17 protein-coding genes are annotated in these 16,723 nt (G+C 38.0%); 13 read left to right on the plus strand and 4 right to left on the minus strand.

Features of this window, described 5'->3' with window-relative positions; all coding sequences use genetic code 11:
- Positions 1-79 precede the first annotated feature (79 nt).
- The 10 genes from EG339_RS21195 (at position 80) to EG339_RS21240 (ending at position 7,115) form a co-directional block, all read left to right on the plus strand.
- On the plus strand, positions 80-469 hold the full coding sequence (locus tag EG339_RS21195; RefSeq protein ID WP_123871869.1) for a VOC family protein: 390 nt from the start codon (positions 80-82) through the stop codon (positions 467-469).
- Positions 470-607: 138 nt separating this feature from the next.
- Positions 608-1,066: a DUF2231 domain-containing protein gene (locus EG339_RS21200; protein ID WP_123871871.1), complete on the plus strand. Its 459-nt coding sequence runs from the start codon at positions 608-610 to the stop codon at positions 1,064-1,066.
- A 23-nt stretch (positions 1,067-1,089) separates the two neighbouring features.
- On the plus strand, positions 1,090-1,776 hold the full coding sequence (locus EG339_RS21205) for a response regulator transcription factor (RefSeq protein ID WP_123871873.1): 687 nt from the start codon (positions 1,090-1,092) through the stop codon (positions 1,774-1,776).
- Positions 1,760-3,136: a sensor histidine kinase gene (locus tag EG339_RS21210; RefSeq protein WP_123871874.1), complete on the plus strand. Its 1,377-nt coding sequence runs from the start codon at positions 1,760-1,762 to the stop codon at positions 3,134-3,136. Before EG339_RS21205 ends, EG339_RS21210 begins: the two co-directional genes overlap by 17 nt.
- A 90-nt stretch (positions 3,137-3,226) precedes the next feature.
- On the plus strand, positions 3,227-3,487 hold the full coding sequence (locus tag EG339_RS21215) for a hypothetical protein (protein ID WP_123871876.1): 261 nt from the start codon (positions 3,227-3,229) through the stop codon (positions 3,485-3,487).
- 21 nt (positions 3,488-3,508) lie between these two features.
- Entirely contained in the window at positions 3,509-4,186 is a 678-nt protein-coding gene (locus EG339_RS21220; RefSeq protein WP_123871878.1) for a rubrerythrin family protein, read from the plus strand.
- A gap of 74 nt (positions 4,187-4,260) precedes the next feature.
- Positions 4,261-5,361, plus strand: coding sequence for a VIT1/CCC1 transporter family protein (locus EG339_RS21225; RefSeq protein ID WP_123871880.1), 1,101 nt, complete (start codon positions 4,261-4,263; stop codon positions 5,359-5,361).
- A gap of 47 nt (positions 5,362-5,408) precedes the next feature.
- Complete coding sequence (locus EG339_RS21230; protein WP_123871882.1) at positions 5,409-5,903, plus strand: DUF2231 domain-containing protein; 495 nt, start codon at positions 5,409-5,411, stop codon at positions 5,901-5,903.
- A gap of 359 nt (positions 5,904-6,262) precedes the next feature.
- A complete protein-coding gene (locus EG339_RS21235; RefSeq protein WP_123871884.1) occupies positions 6,263-6,466 on the plus strand; it encodes a hypothetical protein in 204 nt (67 codons plus the stop codon).
- A 121-nt stretch (positions 6,467-6,587) separates the two neighbouring features.
- On the plus strand, positions 6,588-7,115 hold the full coding sequence (locus tag EG339_RS21240) for a DUF1203 domain-containing protein (RefSeq protein WP_123871886.1): 528 nt from the start codon (positions 6,588-6,590) through the stop codon (positions 7,113-7,115).
- A 239-nt stretch (positions 7,116-7,354) separates the two neighbouring features.
- Here EG339_RS21240 and EG339_RS21245 read toward each other — a convergent pair whose 3' ends face one another.
- Positions 7,355-8,035 carry an outer membrane beta-barrel protein gene (locus tag EG339_RS21245; protein ID WP_123871888.1) on the minus strand — a complete coding sequence of 227 codons (681 nt, stop codon included), beginning with the start codon at positions 8,033-8,035 and terminating at the stop codon, positions 7,355-7,357.
- Positions 8,036-8,288: 253 nt separating this feature from the next.
- On the opposite strand from EG339_RS21245, the gene EG339_RS21250 reads away from it, so the two are divergent.
- The 3 genes from EG339_RS21250 (at position 8,289) to EG339_RS21260 (ending at position 12,683) form a co-directional block, all read left to right on the plus strand.
- Positions 8,289-9,665 carry an MBL fold metallo-hydrolase gene (locus EG339_RS21250; RefSeq protein ID WP_123871890.1) on the plus strand — a complete coding sequence of 459 codons (1,377 nt, stop codon included), beginning with the start codon at positions 8,289-8,291 and terminating at the stop codon, positions 9,663-9,665.
- Between the two features lie 364 nt (positions 9,666-10,029).
- The gene (locus EG339_RS21255; RefSeq protein WP_123871892.1) at positions 10,030-11,208 is read left to right on the plus strand and encodes a porin; all 1,179 of its coding nucleotides are present in this window, start codon (positions 10,030-10,032) and stop codon (positions 11,206-11,208) included.
- Positions 11,209-11,252: 44 nt separating this feature from the next.
- The gene (locus EG339_RS21260) at positions 11,253-12,683 is read left to right on the plus strand and encodes an anion permease (protein WP_123871894.1); all 1,431 of its coding nucleotides are present in this window, start codon (positions 11,253-11,255) and stop codon (positions 12,681-12,683) included.
- A gap of 216 nt (positions 12,684-12,899) precedes the next feature.
- Here EG339_RS21260 and EG339_RS21265 read toward each other — a convergent pair whose 3' ends face one another.
- The 3 genes from EG339_RS21265 to EG339_RS21275 all read right to left on the minus strand — a co-directional run bounded on the left by EG339_RS21265 (position 12,900) and on the right by EG339_RS21275 (position 16,712).
- A complete protein-coding gene (locus EG339_RS21265) occupies positions 12,900-13,106 on the minus strand; it encodes a YgaP family membrane protein (protein ID WP_123871896.1) in 207 nt (68 codons plus the stop codon).
- Positions 13,107-13,116: 10 nt separating this feature from the next.
- Complete coding sequence (locus tag EG339_RS21270) at positions 13,117-13,416, minus strand: hypothetical protein (protein ID WP_123871898.1); 300 nt, start codon at positions 13,414-13,416, stop codon at positions 13,117-13,119.
- 68 nt (positions 13,417-13,484) lie between these two features.
- A complete protein-coding gene (locus EG339_RS21275; protein WP_123871900.1) occupies positions 13,485-16,712 on the minus strand; it encodes an efflux RND transporter permease subunit in 3,228 nt (1,075 codons plus the stop codon).
- Between the last annotated feature and the right edge of the window lie 11 nt (positions 16,713-16,723).

A 16,723-nucleotide genomic window follows, 5' to 3' on the forward strand; every position in this document is an offset into this window, starting at 1 on the left:
CAGATTTTATGAAATTCACCGCAAGCACATGGAATAGATAAATATGCTGATATTTTTTATACTTTTCAAAAAATAAATAATGAAAACAAATTTAGGCCGGGTTATCATACTCGTTAAAGACTATGATGAGGCATACAGATTCTATCAGCAAAACTTTTTCTGTGAAAAGTTGTTTGATATGAAAGTATCCGAAAGCCAAAGATTCCTTCATATACGTTTCTGTTCGGATGACCACTCAGGTATTTGGTTCCTGAAAGCTGAAACGGCAGAACAGGAAAATATGGTAGGCAGACAAACTGCGGGACAGCCTACATTGGTAATATATACAGATGACTGCAACGGACTTTACACCCATGTTCAAAACAACGGAGTGAAAATTATTGAACCTATTGTGATTTCTGACAGCAGTAATTATTTTCATTGTGCTGATCTTTATGGTAACAGGATTACGGTTGTTCAATTAAAATAGCCTGATTGTCGAGAAACAAAGTCCCAGTTCATTCGTATTTCATGTCTCCGTTACACTCAGAAGGATCATCTTTAGGAAAAATTTAGATTTCACTAAGGAGGTATTAATGCTTGAAAGATCAAATTTGTAAAAAAAGTTATGATTTCTCAGACCCATTTACACGCAATGATTATTCATTTTCCTATAGCACTTCTAATGGTCGGCTTTTTATCAGAATTGGTTTCCTTGTTCCAAAAGAGAATATTTTTCAGAACGGCTGCATTTTATTTATTACTGTTAGGTACGTTTGGAACCATCTTCTCATATATTTCAGGAAATGCAGCAGGAAGCGGCATACAAGAAGGTACTTTAGGTAAAATAATCCATTTACATAAACAAGCAGCAACCTTTGCTTTATGGCTATCCGTAATTACAGCAATGGTTTACATTGTAATATTTACTTCGGGCCAGGATAATAAATGGATAAAGGTGGTCATTTTTATTCTTTTTGCAGCAACCGTTGCTGCCATTGCCAGAACAGGATACTGGGGCGGACAGTTGGTTTATAAACATGGAGCAGGCATAGAACTGGGATTACCAGGCCTGAACGAAAACTAATATGCATTGATAATAAAAAACACATGAGAGTATTACTGGTAGAAGATGAAATTTCTATTTCCGGCTTCCTTAAAGAAGGCCTGGAAGAGGAGGGTTTTGCTGTAGACACTGCAGATAATGGGAAAAAAGGTCTGGAAATGGCACTGGACTATCTTAATGAATATGACATCATTCTGCTTGACTGGATGGTTCCCGGCATGAGTGGCATAGAAATCTGCAGAGCTATAAGGAAAGAAAATAAAGAGATCCCTATTATTTTTTTAACGGCAAAAGATACTGTTGATGATACTGTTTTTGCGCTTGAAACCGGAGCCAACGATTACCTTAAAAAGCCTTTTGCTTTTGAAGAGCTTCTTGCCAGAATGAGGGTTCTGCTCAGAAACAAAAAAGGAGAAGGTACCATCTTTGAGGCAGGCAATATACGGATGGATATTGAAGCCCATAGTGTTACTAAAAATAATATTCCTGTTGCACTCACCCAGAAAGAATTTGCATTGCTGGAATATCTGCTGCGCAATAAAGGAAAAGTATGCAGACGCTCGCGCATTATTGAAAAAATATGGGATGTTCATTTTGATAAAGATACTGCTGTGATTGATGTTTTCGTTAATGTTCTCAGAAAAAAACTGGATGATAAAAACCATCAGTCCTTTCTGGAAACAATCCGCGGTGTAGGATATAGAATTAACGATCATGAAACTGAGCTTTAAAAAAAGAATTGCCACGTACAACTTACTGGCTACAGCAATTTTAATTGCCGTTTCATTCATCATGATCTATACTGTGGTTTACTATACTTCTTACCAGCATCTGGATAGTGATATCTCAACAGAAAAAAAAGAAATCTTTAAAAACCTGAATATTAGCGGAGACAGTATTGCTATGAACAAAATGGAAGAATGGGAAGAAGCTGAGCATAAACAGCTGGAAGCCAATCCCGTTTTTATCCAGATTGTTGATATGAATGGTAAAACAATTTTTCAATCAGCTAATTTACAACGTAATATTTTCCTGTTTAATCCCAATGCCCGGAAAATACTATTTTTCAACTCCACCGTCAGCAATCAAAAAATAAGACAGGGTCAGTTTCCTGTTTATAATGATAAGGATAAAATTATCGGCCAATTAACGATAGGAATTTCCAGACAGGAGTCCCATAATGTACTGCACAATTTATTCATTGTATTATGTGTGGTTTTCATCACCATTGTATCAGTATTATATTTCATAATGTACTTTGTGGCATCCAGGGCCATTGCTCCTATCCAGGGATTAATAAATTCAGCATCACAGATTACCTATACAAACCTTGATTCAAGACTGCCTCTACCTGATAATAAAGATGAGATCTTCCGGCTGGCGGCTACAATTAATGAACTGCTCCACAGACTTGAGGTCAGCTTTCTCCAGCAAAAACAGTTCATTTCTGATGCTTCCCACGAAATGCAGACTCCTCTGGCTGCAATTAAGGGGACCATGGAAGTCCTTCTGAGAAAACCAAGAACACAGCAATATTATGAAGATAAAGCCAGAGAAGTATTGATTCAGACAGACCGGTTATCCTTACTTTATGATCAGTTACTGCAGCTGGCACGCCTGGAATCTAATATTCTTACAGTTCACAAAAAAGACATTTTGCTCTTCAGCCTTATCGGAAAGATAGAAAGTTCCTATACTTCTGCTATTGATGAAAAGAGCATTAAATTTCATAATAACATTCCTAAAGATTTCTCTGTAAAGGCAGATGAAATGATGCTGGAAAGAATATTGGATAATCTTATCGCAAATGCCGTAAAATATAATGTAGCAAACGGAACGGTCTCCTGCAGCTGGGATGCGTCTACCCATTCAATTCTCATTGAAGATACCGGAATCGGGATCAGCAAAGACCAATTGCCTTTTTTGTTCAATCCATTTTACAGGGCAGATGACTCCAGAAGCACCCAAATTCCCGGAAGCGGCTTAGGATTATCCATTGTAAAGCGGTTATGCGGTTTGCAAAATATAGATATTACTGTAGAAAGTACAAAAGGAAAAGGAACTGCCTTCAGGCTTCACTTCATTTCGTGAAATTTTAGAAAATCTTTAGAAAACACAAAGACAAATAAAAGACAGGCAGATGCACCTTTGTATCAGAATTAACAATAAAATTTTTTAAAGATGAAAACAAAAATTGTGATCAATGGATTATTAGCCTTAACTTTAAGTACTGCATTATTCTCTTGTAATAAAAAAGAGGCAGCATCCCAGGAAAAAGCTGAAAATGAAGCTAAAGTTACTCAGAAGGATACTTTAATTTCTCCTAAAAAAGAAGAATCCGAAGCGAAAGAAATGGATGAGAAAAAGGAAAAAAACGAGCAGGGAGAAAAAAATGAAAAGAAAGAGAAGAATGAAAAGAATGAAAAAGAAGAAAATGAGTAACTAATTATAAATCAACAGAAAATGAAAGGGCAATTATTGGCAGTATTGGTTATGAGTAGTTTGGCTTTATCTTCCTGTAAAGATAATAAAGACGTAATGAAGTTACCAGCTGCAAAAGAAACAAGAGCGGGAAATGATAAAGGTTCTAAGGCAAAAACAATTGAAGATATGCAGGCAGCCTTCAATGGAGAGTCAAATGCTTCCGCCAGATATGCCGCTTTTTCAAAAAAAGCATCAGAAGAAGGTTACAAAGAAATTGCAATGCTGTTTAAAGCTGCATCTTTGTCGGAAAAAATACATGCCGAAAACCATAAAGAGGTTTTAAAAGAAATGGGCGTTGAGGTAAAGCCGGCTGTTATAGATGTGAAAGTAAATTCAACCAGGGAAAATCTTGAATTTGCAGCAAAAGGAGAAGCTTATGAAGTAGCGGAAATGTATCCGAAATTCCTTAAAGATGCTGATGACAGCGGCAGCCAACTCGCTTTGATAAGCCTGAACTATGCCTATAATACAGAAAAAAAACACAAAATACTATATGAAAAAGCATTGGCAGCGCTGGCAGGCAATACTGTAAATTCCTTGCCAAAAACTTATTTTGTTTGCCCAACCTGTGGCAATACTTATGAGAACGCAGCTCCAAAACGCTGCAGTATTTCGATGACAAGCGGTGAAAAGTTTATAAAGGTCGATACACTATAATTCGTTTTGACACTGATTAAAGTAAAAGGTAAATCCGGATCCGCAGCCAGATAAGACACATTAAATTATTCCCTATGATAAATCCAAAGAGTATACAAACCGAAGTTGATGCAAGTTATTTATATGGCATACTTGCAGATAACGAAGAAAATGCAGATGTAGCAAACATTTTCAGACAGATGAGTGACATTGAAAACAAACATGCTATTGCATTCATTAAAAAAAACGGATTGAGCATTGCCAGCTTACCGTTACCGTCCAAAAGGGCAAAAGTACTCAAGCTTATTGGAAAGATATTCGGTTATGATTATGTATTGGGTGTTTTACTGGACACTGAAAAAAGTATTTCCAGTGCTGTTACTGCAGCCAGAAGAAAGTCAAAAACAGCAGGTTCCTTGTCAGATACGGCTCATGTAACAATTCTTAAAAACGTACTAAGCAATACACCCGGAATATCAGGCACCAACCTGGCAAGATTTGAAAAACGCCACCGCTCTGTTGGTGGAAATGCTTTAAGGGCAGCCGTTTTGGGAGGAAATGACGGGCTTGTTTCCAATTTCAGTTTGGTTATGGGTATTGCAGGGGCTACGAACGGACAAAATGAAGTATTGCTCACAGGAATTGCAGGACTTTTAGCCGGAGCACTCTCCATGGCATTGGGAGAATGGATTTCCGTAAAAAGCTCCCAGGAGTTATTTGAAAATCAGATGGCCCTTGAAATGGAAGAGCTGGAAACCAATCCTGAAGATGAAGAAAAGGAACTGGCTTTAATTTATACTTCTAAAGGAATCCCTCAGGACCAGGCGAGACAAATGGCAAAAGATATCATGACGAATAAAGATCATGCCCATGAAATATTAGTAAAGGAAGAACTTGGCATTAATGCAGAAGATCTGAAAGGGTCGGCATTGGAAGCTGCTTTTACATCCTTTATCCTTTTTGCCATAGGAGCTATTATTCCTGTTATCCCTTTTTTCTTTTTAGGAGGCATGCAGGCCGTAATCATAAGTGCCTTATTAAGTGCTTTCGGCCTATTTGGAATTGGATCAGCCATTACATTATTTACAGGAAAAAGTATCTGGTATTCAGGATTCAGACAGGTGGTTTTCGGATTGCTGGCAGCAGCCATTACATTTGCTATCGGAAAGCTGATTGGCGTGTCAATAGCAGGATAAAAATAGAAATAGAATTAAAATAGAAACACAAATAATATTATATCATTATGAATAACGCACACTGGCATCTGGTGTTTAATCACCTGCCTATCATCATTCCCATTGTGGGGCTTCTGACCATGATTGGCGGCTTCATTTTCCGTTCGGAAGCAGTAAAACGAACCTCTTATTTCATATTTATTCTGGGAGCCATAAGCACCATTCCTGCTTTTGCAACCGGTGAAGGAGCTGAAGAAGCTGTGGAACATATTCAGGGAATTGATGAGAAATTCATTAAAATACATGAAGAAGCAGCCGAGAAATTTGCCGTTCTGTCATATATTTTAGGAGGGATATCTCTCATAGGGCTTTGGGCAAGCTTTAAGGAAAAAACATTCTCAAATATTATTGCTTTTGTAACCATTGCTTTATCTGTTGTAGTCCTCGTACTGGCCAAACAAGCAGGAACTACCGGCGGAGAGATAAGACATACTGAAATCAGAGAAGGAAACAATGCTGCTGTTTCAAACAGTAATGCGGATAGTGACGATGATGATGATTAACCCTCTGCAGACTAATTTATTCTGGAAGAAATTTCAGTTCTAAATCCGTATAGAAAGTTATTTGATAAAATCCTTATTCATTTGAAATAAGGATTTTTTATTGGTTAAAAGTTTTTGCTTTCTTATTTTATATTAAAAATATCATGGCAAATGAGCTTCAGCATTAAAAGCAGTTTATTGTATAAAATCCGAATGAAAAAAATTTGCGTAGTAGCTTTGAGTATAATTTAGGAGAATATCGAATAGTTCCTTATATACAAGATAAATACCTTTAAGCAAATTTTAAATCTGATCTAAAAAACACAAAATACTTCCAGTTTCTCAAACTAAAAAATGATCAGATTCTTAAAAACACAAAGATGAAAATTGAAGATTACGAATTTCTATTAGGCAGAACTAAAAAAGAAATTATACTGCAGTTAGGTATTGAATCTAACTATTATCCAAAAGATATATGGAGTTATATTTTGTCAAGAAAGAGATGGTTTTTAATCAATAGAAAGGTAATCTTAACTTTCAAGAATCATAAAGTATATAAAATAGAACTTACTGACATTATATAATTCTGTAAAGCATCAACAGGTCTGCTACAAAATATTCCCAACACTTATTAAGATCAATGAAAGATAGCATGATCCGGATTGTAAAATAATTTCGTAGCAACGATTTTTGCTAAAAAAAGCTATGAATATAAATTTTAGATTAAAATCGCTTCATGATTCAGAATTCACCAAATATTTTGAAATGTCAAACGCCGAATTAGAAAAGATCGGGGTTTTGAAAATGACAGTGGATCAATTTCCAGGCTTTCCCTGTCGTGTAAGTTTAGAAGATGCTAAACCGGGGGAAGAAGTAATACTATTGCCTTACTTGCATCACGATGTAAACTCACCGTATAGGGCAAGTGGACCCATATTTGTGAGAAAAATTGCAAAAACAGCATATTTAGCGGTAAATGAAATTCCAAAGATGTTTCATCATCGGTTACTTTCGATACGGGGTTATAACCAAACAGGAATGATGCAAGATGCAGCTGTTGTTGAAGGAGCTGCTTTGAAAGAGCAATTAATTCGGTTTTTTGAAAATCAGGAGATAAGCTATATCCATATTCATAATGCAAAACCCGGATGCTATGGTTGTCTGGTGGAAAAGAGCATAAACAAGATACACTCATTGGATTACAATAATCCTGCAGTTATTAAGATATTATAAAAGAGGCTGCTTTAAAAACAGCCTCTTACATCAATTGTGTTCTTAGAATCTGGACGATCCACTATAATCTTCATTGTTTTCAGCTACTGTTCCTTATAGAATGCGTAGTGAAAACAAACAATATCATCTCATTACTATTGCAATATTAAAAAGTAAGCTCTTTCTATACAAAGAGCTTACTTCAAAAAATAATAGTCCTATGAAAAAGTAAAATATTATCCTTAGTGAATTTTTATAAACTAGAATAAAAATTTAAATCCAAATGATAAAGGCGCGATAGCTGTTCCGGAAGGCCCAAATATGGCGGCGTTGTATTGAGGGGTTACTGTAGCAACATGTGCTAATGCAAAATCTGTGGTTTTGATGTCTTTTGTTGTTCCGGGATAATTTTTAATTGTGGTGAAAGACAGATTTGCCAGATTATAGGAAAATTCTACTGTGAAATGTTTTGTCAATACATAATCCAGACCTCCGGACAGAGCCAGTCCAAACTGGTTGACCTTGATCTCACTGTCTGGTACAGCCACTCCGTTAGCCGTTACTTTTGTTTTCCCTGTGATTATAGGAAGTGCCAACTGTCCAAAAAAGAATAACCCTCCATGAATATTCCAATATTTCCTGGCTAAAGGTTCTATAACAAGCAGGTTGGTTTTCAGCGTTACATTAGATCCGAGCTGATTTTCTGATTTAACACCTACATTTCCTACGGCAACACCAAGAGCTGTGGATGGACCAATAAAATATCCCACGACAGGTAAAATTGTTGTACTGGATGATTTTCCGTTTTCAGTCCCATCTTTTGTGCTTTGATATCCAGCTTGAGCTGTTGCAAACCAAGTACCTTTTAATCCTTGGTCTTTTTCCTGTGCACTGAATAATCCTGCTATTGCAAGTGCACTCATCAATACGATTTTTTTCATGTTGTAAACATTTAGAGTTACTCAAATTTCCAAATGATTAAACAATTATCACCATGATTATTGGTGACATTTGTCATTATGACATTTATCATTATCATAATAAATTATAGAAATATTAATAGTAATTTTATTCAAATAAATAAAACATATAATTTAATTGAAATAAACACAACTTTATTTAAACATTATGCATCGTCTAGTATATAAATACCAGACAGGACAAAAATTGCTTAAAAAATTAAATCATAAAGAAATGAGAATAGAACAAATTTATACAGGTTGTCTGGCTCATGGGGCATATTATATCTCTTCGAATGGAGAAGCCGCTATTATTGATCCGTTGCGGGAAATATTACCCTACCTGGAAAGATTGAAAAATGACGGAGTGAAACTCAAATATATTTTCGAAACTCATTTTCACGCTGATTTTGTAAGCGGACATCTGGATCTGGCTAATGAAACTTCAGCAACAATCGTATACGGGCCAACAGCTCAACCTGGTTTTGCTGCTTATATAGCAGAAGATAATGAGATTTTTAAAGTAGGAAATATTACCATAAAAGTAATTCATACTCCCGGGCATACCATGGAAAGCTCCTGCTTTCTGCTTATTGATGAAAAGGGCAAAGAAACAGCCTTATTCAGCGGTGACACCTTGTTTCTCGGAGATGTGGGAAGACCTGATCTGGCTCAGAAAGCAGCTCATATGACTAAAGAAGAGCTGGCTGGAGTTCTCTATAAAAGTATATATCATAAAATTTTACCACACGGCGATGATATCATTGTTTATCCAGGGCATGGTGAAGGCTCGTTGTGTGGAAAAAAAATGATGAAGGAAACCTCAGATACTTTGGGAAATCAGAAAAAGGTAAATTATGCCCTCAACCAGCCAAACGAGGAATCTTTTATTTCGGCAGTGCTGGACGGTCTTTCTGCTCCGCCAGGGTATTTTGAAATGAATGCAGCTATGAATAAAGCGGGTTACGAAAGTTTTGACAGTGTACTACAGCATGGTATGAACCCTCTTTCAGCAGAGGAATTTGAAGCTAAAGCAAATGCTGGGGAAGTAATGATTCTGGATACGCGGGATGCAGGTGAATTTGCTCAGGGCTTCATAGAAAATTCAGTGAATATTGGACTAAAAGGGACTTTTGCACCCTGGGTAGGTGCAGTAATTCAAAATGTACAGCAGCCCATTCTGCTGATTGCTGAAAAAGGAAAACATGAAGAAGCGATCACCCGCCTGAGCAGGGTTGGATTTGATAATGTAGTGGGATACCTGGAGGGCGGATTTGAAGCCTGGAAAAAAACAGGAAAAAAGGTATGCCACATTCACCGTATCCCTGCAGAGGAATTTGTCTCCAAAATGGATGATGGCAGCCTAAGCATTGATGTGAGAACAGAAAGGGAATACCTGGAATCTGCTTTGAAAGCACATAATAAACCTTTAGCTAATATAAGCAAATGGATAGAGGAAACTGATGCCCACAATCATTTTTACCTGTACTGCCAGGGAGGCTACAGAAGTATGATTGCGGCAAGTATGCTGTACAGAAGAGGATACACCAACTTTACGGAGGTGGAAGGCGGCTATACAGCCATTAGCCAGGCTATGGCTGAATTAATATAATAGGCATCCGCCCTTCAGATCTTTGAAGTTAATCCAGTAAATGAATTGATCATTCTTTTAATTTTCCGGTTAGCATTATTCCGTCTGTGGAAATTCTAAACGGATCCTGAGAACGATTTGAAATTTTAAAATTAAAGGCCAGGTGCCAATCCATATACGAAGATTAAGCGCCTGGCTTTAAGCTTCCCTTCATGACCTGATGCGGAAGCTTTTTTTTCAGTAATAATTTAATAAAACAATTCATCATATGAAAGTATTTAATTCTGTTATAAATCATATGTCCACCTGAAATTTGACATATTGATTTTCTTTGAAACGTAAAAAGAAAATCAGAACTTTATTATAAGAATTAATAAAAACACAAATGAAAAAAAATTACAGAAGCTTACTGTACACTCCCCTATTTTTAGGATTTATTTTCAGTAATGCGCAAACCAAAGACACTATCAGGATTCCTGTAAAGGATTCACTGGCAACCCAAACTCAAAAGGCTGTTGAGGTTAAATATCCGCAGTTCCAGTTTAAAGGCATTTTTCAGGGCCGTTACACATTAGGAATGACAAAAGATGTGGATGTAAATGGCCTTCATCACAGTGATCACAGCGGCACAGATAACGGCTTCTCCCTTAAGTATATGAGAGTACAGGCGCAAGCACAAATCAGTAAACGTACTGTAGTTGCAGTACTTGCCAATCTTGCTGATTTTAAAAACGACCCTAAAGGAGGTGTTTTGGAGAATGCTTACATTAAGTATACTTTCAATCCTAAAATAGCCATTACCGTAGGACAGTTCCGGCCATGGTTTGGTATTGAGGAAACTTATCCCATTGATATTATTAAATCCCTGGACTGGTCTAACCAGTATTCATTATTTGGTAAATTAGGCTGGACAAGTTTTCAAATAGGGGCTTCCATAGGGGGACAGGTAAAGCTGGGAAAACTTCCTTTACAGTATGCCGTATCTGTGGTTAACGGAAATGGCAAAAACCAGATTAATGACAACGATAACGGCAAACAGTACTCTACACGTCTGGTACTGGGATTATCTCCTAAACACAATTTTAATCTTGGGTTAAATGGCGGTGTGGGCGAAGTTTTCAGTAAGAAAGTATACGCTGTTGGAGTAGATGTTACCGGAGCTATTCAGTTTGATCCCCGTTGGATCCTGGATTTGCAGCTGGAAGCTAAGCAGGCCATCAATCATGTATTATACAATTCTCTGGCTGACAATGTCAGAACTTCTAATCCTGACGATTATCTGGCGCGGGGTGTTTATGTTCTGCCTAACCTTCGATATAATCTCAACTATAAGCACCTCACTGCTATTGATCTATCCATCCGGTATGAATACCTGGATAGTAATTTCAGAATAGATTCCAATCCCAGACAAACCTTTACTCCCATGCTGGCCATGGAGTTCCTGAAGGATTATGGTGCGAGAATACAGCTTGGAGTACAGATGGACCGTTATAAAAAACAGAAAGACAATACGAATCAATACAACAATAATCTGTTTATAGTTCAGCTACAGGGACGGTTCTGAAATAAACAGTGATTTTCAATATCATTCAAATAAAAAACACATTTATGAAAGAGATTAATATCAAAAACATTGCAGTCACTTTTGCAATTGCGCTAGCCATCTGGTTTATACCGGTTCCGGATGGTGTAACTCCGGAGGCCTGGCATTTGTTTGCCATCTTTGTTGCGACTATTTTAGGAATCATCTTAAAGGCTGCTCCTATGGGTACCATGTGTATGATGGCTATAGGTTTTACTGCACTTACACAGGTACTGGCTCCCGGGGACACCGGCAAATCAATCACGAAGGCACTCTCCGGATTTGGAGATAAAGTAATCTGGTTAATAGGGATATCTTTCTTTATTGCCCGTGGCTTTATCAAAACCGGACTGGGGAATCGCATAGCCTTTTTATTTATCCAAGTTTTCGGAAAAAGCTCCCTTGGGCTTGCATATGGGCTAGGTCTGGCAGATATGTGTCTGGCACCTGCCATTCCGAGCAATACAGCCAGAGGCGGAGGGATTATTTATCCTATCATGAAGTCTATGGCCATCAGTTTCGGTTCAGTACCGGACCAGCCGCAAACTCACAGAAAACTGGGGTCTTTCCTTACACTGAACAGCTATTACATGAATCTGATAACATCTTCAATGTTCCTTACTGGTACAGCGAGTAATCCGATGTGTCAGAAGTTTGCAGCCAACCTGGGAATAGATATTTCATGGATGTCGTGGGCTGCAGCAGGCTTTATACCTGGGCTGGCAGCTTTCTTTGTTGTTCCTCTGGTACTTTACAAACTTTACCCGCCTGAACTGAAGAAAACGGATGGAGCCCAGAAAATGGCTACAGAAAAGCTTAAAGAAATGGGAGCCGTTTCCCGCAATGAATGGTTAATGTTACTGGCTTTCTTTATTTTATTATTCCTGTGGATTTTTGGAAGCACGCTTTCTATAGACGCTACAACTACTGCATTTATAGGGCTTACCTTACTTTTACTGACTTCTGTGTTAACATGGGAAGATGTAAAATCTGAAAAAGGGGCATGGGATACAATTGTGTGGTTTGCCGTATTGGTAATGATGGCCAGTTCGCTTAATGAATTAGGATTTATCGGGTGGTTTAGCGATCTGATTAAAGCAAAAATCGGAGGATTAAGCTGGCAGGTAGCCTTTCCGGTTATTATATTGGTGTATTTTTTCAGTCATTACATCTTTGCCAGTGCTACTGCACATGTTGCAGCTATGTATGCCGCGCTCCTTGGTGTGGGTATATCTTTAGGAATACCGCCTATGTTACTGGCTATGATGCTTGGCTTCATGGGATCAATTTACGGGGTACTTACCCATTATGGACATGGCCCCGCTCCGGTATATTTTGGCAGTGGCTATGTAGAGCTAAAAGTCTGGTGGCTGAGAGGATTGGAAATAGGAATAGTTTTACTCATCATCTATATGGCCATAGGTGGTCTGTGGATGAAAGTGCTGGGATATTATTAAAATGATTATCAATCATGATATTTGATTTAATATTCAAATAAAGAACTTTAATAGTATCTGTAAAATGAAAATCTGCTCAATACAAGAATTCTAGAAAAAGATAAAGGCTGTCTATTTTAGATAGTCTTTTTTTTAATGAAACAGTTTATAAACCTTAAAAACAGGAAAATAAAACCCTTCCACTAATATAATGAAAGGGTACCATTTTAAAGCAGTTTATCTGGAACAGCTTCTTCCGTCGTCCTTAATCCCCAGTTTATGAAGGATTACATACATTAGACACCAGTTGGTAAACGCATTCTGTAAAAGATTAATTCCTACAAAACCTGTAAGCCAAAACCAGTTTTCATTGACTTTAATTCCTAAAAAGAGACTGGACAGGATTAAAATTCCTGCTATAGCGTGTGCAATTCTTGTATGCATATATTTATTTTTAAATTGATTTTTCTAATTGTACCGTTGCGATATGAATGTGCGAAAGTGTTTCCTGTTGGGAATTAAAATTTTCAACGCTTCTATATATTCCATCCACAAAAGCATCTTCCACAAATACCGTAAACAGTAAAGAATCTACTGATAAATTGTCTGTGGGAAACCAGTTTTCAAGTTCCTTTCCATTGTTTTTGAATCCTTTTACAGATTGGTATGAAAAGGCCTTCACTCCGGAATGGTTCAGAATAGTTTTCACTTCTGTCTCAAACCCTTCTATTGCCGTAATTAATAGTAATTTCATTTGTTGTATGTTTTTAAACTTTAAATGTTAAACCTCACGGTTTTAAAAACCTATGAGGTTTATTAATTTTATACTTCAAAAAACTTGTCGTTAGATTCGGATTTCTTCTCCCACTTTTTCTTTTCGGTAGCGTAGTAAACCAACGGTACTACCACCAGTGTAAGCAAAGTTGAAACAATAGCTCCAAATACTAAAGAGATCGCCAGTCCCTGGAAAATAGGATCAAAAAGGATGATAACGGCTCCAATGACTACTGCTCCGGTCGTAAGTAAAATAGGTGTTGTTCTTACGGCTCCTGCTTCAATAATGGCCTGTTTCATAGGAATACCTTCTTTCAGTCGGATTTCTATAAAGTCGATCAGAAGGACGGAATTCCTTACCATTACCCCTGCCAGAGCAATCATTCCGATAAAAGAGGTAGCTGTAAAAAATGCTCCTAGCAGCCAGTGTCCCAATACAATTCCAATTAAAGAAAGCGGAATGGCAACCATCATCACGATTGGCGTTTTAAAGTTTTGAAACCAACCCACAATCAGCATATAAATAATGATAATTACCACAGCGAAAGCAGTTCCCAGATCACGGAAGACCTCCAGAGTGATTTGCCACTCTCCGTCCCATTTTACGGTGTAATTGCTTTCATCCTCCGGCTGGTTCATATACAATTCGTTCATTGAATAACCGTTTGGAAGCTGTATTTTTTTAAGCTTTTCGTCCATTCCGAGAATCGCATAAGCCGGACTTTCCAGTTTTCCTGCCATATCAGCAAGAACATAGACTACCCTTTTCTGATCTTTTCTGTAAATGGTTTTATCCAGTTCTTTTTCTTCCACTTTTACAAGGTCACTTGCCGGGACCATCCCCATCTGTCCTTTGATTTTCAACCCTGTAATATCCTGGATATTGGCCTTATCAGCATTGTTCAGCTTCATAACAATATCTATCGGATCATTGGATTTTTCATCATAAAGATTTCCCACAGGATATTCTCCCATCAAATAGGTCATATTTCCTACAATCTGCTGTGGTGCCACTCCGTTCAGCATCGCTTTTTCTTTATCCGGAACAAGTTTGAATTCTTTCTGTGGCGCTTCCACCATCCAGTCAACATCTACCACATCATCGGTCTTCTTCAGAATATCTTCAACCTGTTTCGCTACTTTTACCTGGCCTTCATAATCAGGGCCATAGATCTCTGCAACAATTGTAGAAAGAACAGGCGGTCCCGGCGGAACTTCCACTACTTTTACATTGGCTCCATATTTTGCAGCTATTTTCTGAATTTCAGGGCGGATATTCTTAGCCACATCGTGGCTTTGTACATCACGGTCTTCTTTATGCAGAAGATTGACCTGAATATCTGCCGTATTACTGTTCCCACGCATATCATAATGACGAACCAGTCCGTTGAAAGTAATCGGAGCTGAAGATCCTACATAATTCTGATAGTTTACAACCTCGGGAACGGTTTTCAGGTACTGTGCAATATCCTGTGTAACGGCTGATGTTCTTTCCAGCGTTGTTCCTTCCGGCATATCAATTACCACCTGAATTTCATTTTTGTTATCAAACGGAAGCATTTTTACCGCTACCCATTTTGTAAAGAAGGCCGCTACGGAAATCAGTAACAAAACAACCGTAATCCCCATCATGGTCCATCTTTTTGATTTTGAATCCAGAAGTGGCTGTTCTATTTTTTTATAGATTTTATAAATCTTTCCTGTTTCAAGCCCCTGCTCTTCTTTGTGTTCCTCATCATCTTTTACTTTTAATAAATGATAACCGAGATAAGGTGTCACTGTTAATGCCACAAAAAGGGAAAGCAGCATTGCAATAGAAGCCCCAATTGGCATTGGTGACATATAAGGTCCCATCATGCCTGACACAAAAGCCATTGGCAGAATTGCTGCAATCACGGTAAATGTTGCCAGAATAGTAGGATTCCCCACCTCGTTAATAGCATAAATCGCAGCCTGTTTGAAAGGCAGTTTCTTCATATGGAAATGCCTGTGCATATTTTCAGCAATGATGATACTGTCGTCCACTACAATTCCAACTACAAAAACTAACGCAAATAGCGTAATCCTGTTCAGCGTATATCCTAAAATATAATAGCTGAATAAAGTTAAAGCAAATGTAAGCGGAACGGAAAAGAAGACTACCAAACCGCCTCTCCAGCCCATTGCCAGCATTACCAGAACCGTTACCGCCAAAATCGCAACCCCAAGGTGCATCAGTAATTCTGAGACTTTATGCGAAGCTGTTTCCCCGTAATTTCGGGTCACCTCAACGTGAACATCATCCGGAATGAGATTCTTCTTTAGCTCATCTACTTTCGCAAGAATCTGCTCGGAAATTTTCATGGCATCAGCGCCTTTTACTTTGGAAACCGAAACGGTAACCGCCGGATATTCCGATTTGAATTTTTTAACGTTTTCTACTGCATTTCCGTATCCGAAACTTACATAATTGGCAGGATCGGAAGCTCCATCTTTTATGGCTGCTACCTGTTTAAGATAGACCGGCATATTCTGTGATGTTCCGACAACGAGGTTTTCAACATCTTCAGCAGAGTTGAGAAACTGACCTGTTGTTAAAAGATATTCTGAATCGCCTGAATCAAATTTTCCGGATTGTGAACTTCCGTTATTGGCCTGAATCATCTGCATTACAGAAAGTGCGTCTACATTCAGTTCAGCCATTTTATCTTTATCTAAAATGACCTGCAGCTGGCGGTTTCTACCTCCAATAGTTTTGGTAAGAGAAACATCTTTTATTTTTTTGATTTCGGAAGACAGCTCTTCTCCCAGCTGGCGAAGATGAAAATCATTGTAATTGGCATTATCGCTCCACAAAGTAAGCCCCAGCATCGGAACATCATCAATGGAACGGGTTTTCACCATAGGTTCTATTACGCCTTTCGGGAAGATATTTTTGTTCTTCATCAGCTCATCATAAAGCTTTACATAAGAACGTTCTGTATCTTCTCCTACATAAAACTGAACAATAATCATGGCCTGCCCATTCATGGCCATCGAGTGAATATGCTCTACCCCTTTTATATTGGAAATAATTTTTTCCAAAGGTTTTACCACGCGGCTTTCCACCTCTTTTGGATTAGCTCCCGGATAGCCCACCATTACATCCGCCATCGGGATAATGATCTGTGGTTCCTCTTCTCTTGGTATTAGTGTGGAACTGTATACCCCGATAATCATCAAACCCATCATTAACAGAATGGTTAATTTTGAATTGATGAAAAATTCGGCAATACGTCCTGCGAATCCTTTTTCCATAAAAAAATATT

It is taken from the genome of Chryseobacterium bernardetii, from assembly GCF_003815975.1.
Lineage (GTDB): Bacteria > Bacteroidota > Bacteroidia > Flavobacteriales > Weeksellaceae > Chryseobacterium > Chryseobacterium bernardetii.

Coding starts and splice junctions, on each gene's coding strand:
- EG339_RS21220 (WP_123871878.1), top strand. CDS start 3,509: ATGAAAGGGCAATTATTGGCAGTATTGGTTATGAGTAGTTTGGCTTTA.
- EG339_RS21275 (WP_123871900.1), bottom strand. CDS start 16,712: ATGGAAAAAGGATTCGCAGGACGTATTGCCGAATTTTTCATCAATTCA.
- EG339_RS21200 (WP_123871871.1), top strand. CDS start 608: ATGATTTCTCAGACCCATTTACACGCAATGATTATTCATTTTCCTATA.
- EG339_RS21235 (WP_123871884.1), top strand. CDS start 6,263: ATGAAAATTGAAGATTACGAATTTCTATTAGGCAGAACTAAAAAAGAA.
- EG339_RS21270 (WP_123871898.1), bottom strand. CDS start 13,416: ATGAAATTACTATTAATTACGGCAATAGAAGGGTTTGAGACAGAAGTG.
- EG339_RS21250 (WP_123871890.1), top strand. CDS start 8,289: ATGAGAATAGAACAAATTTATACAGGTTGTCTGGCTCATGGGGCATAT.
- EG339_RS21265 (WP_123871896.1), bottom strand. CDS start 13,106: ATGCATACAAGAATTGCACACGCTATAGCAGGAATTTTAATCCTGTCC.
- EG339_RS21245 (WP_123871888.1), bottom strand. CDS start 8,035: ATGAAAAAAATCGTATTGATGAGTGCACTTGCAATAGCAGGATTATTC.
- EG339_RS21210 (WP_123871874.1), top strand. CDS start 1,760: ATGAAACTGAGCTTTAAAAAAAGAATTGCCACGTACAACTTACTGGCT.
- EG339_RS21225 (WP_123871880.1), top strand. CDS start 4,261: ATGATAAATCCAAAGAGTATACAAACCGAAGTTGATGCAAGTTATTTA.
- EG339_RS21260 (WP_123871894.1), top strand. CDS start 11,253: ATGAAAGAGATTAATATCAAAAACATTGCAGTCACTTTTGCAATTGCG.
- EG339_RS21215 (WP_123871876.1), top strand. CDS start 3,227: ATGAAAACAAAAATTGTGATCAATGGATTATTAGCCTTAACTTTAAGT.
- EG339_RS21195 (WP_123871869.1), top strand. CDS start 80: ATGAAAACAAATTTAGGCCGGGTTATCATACTCGTTAAAGACTATGAT.
- EG339_RS21230 (WP_123871882.1), top strand. CDS start 5,409: ATGAATAACGCACACTGGCATCTGGTGTTTAATCACCTGCCTATCATC.
- EG339_RS21240 (WP_123871886.1), top strand. CDS start 6,588: ATGAATATAAATTTTAGATTAAAATCGCTTCATGATTCAGAATTCACC.
- EG339_RS21255 (WP_123871892.1), top strand. CDS start 10,030: ATGAAAAAAAATTACAGAAGCTTACTGTACACTCCCCTATTTTTAGGA.
- EG339_RS21205 (WP_123871873.1), top strand. CDS start 1,090: ATGAGAGTATTACTGGTAGAAGATGAAATTTCTATTTCCGGCTTCCTT.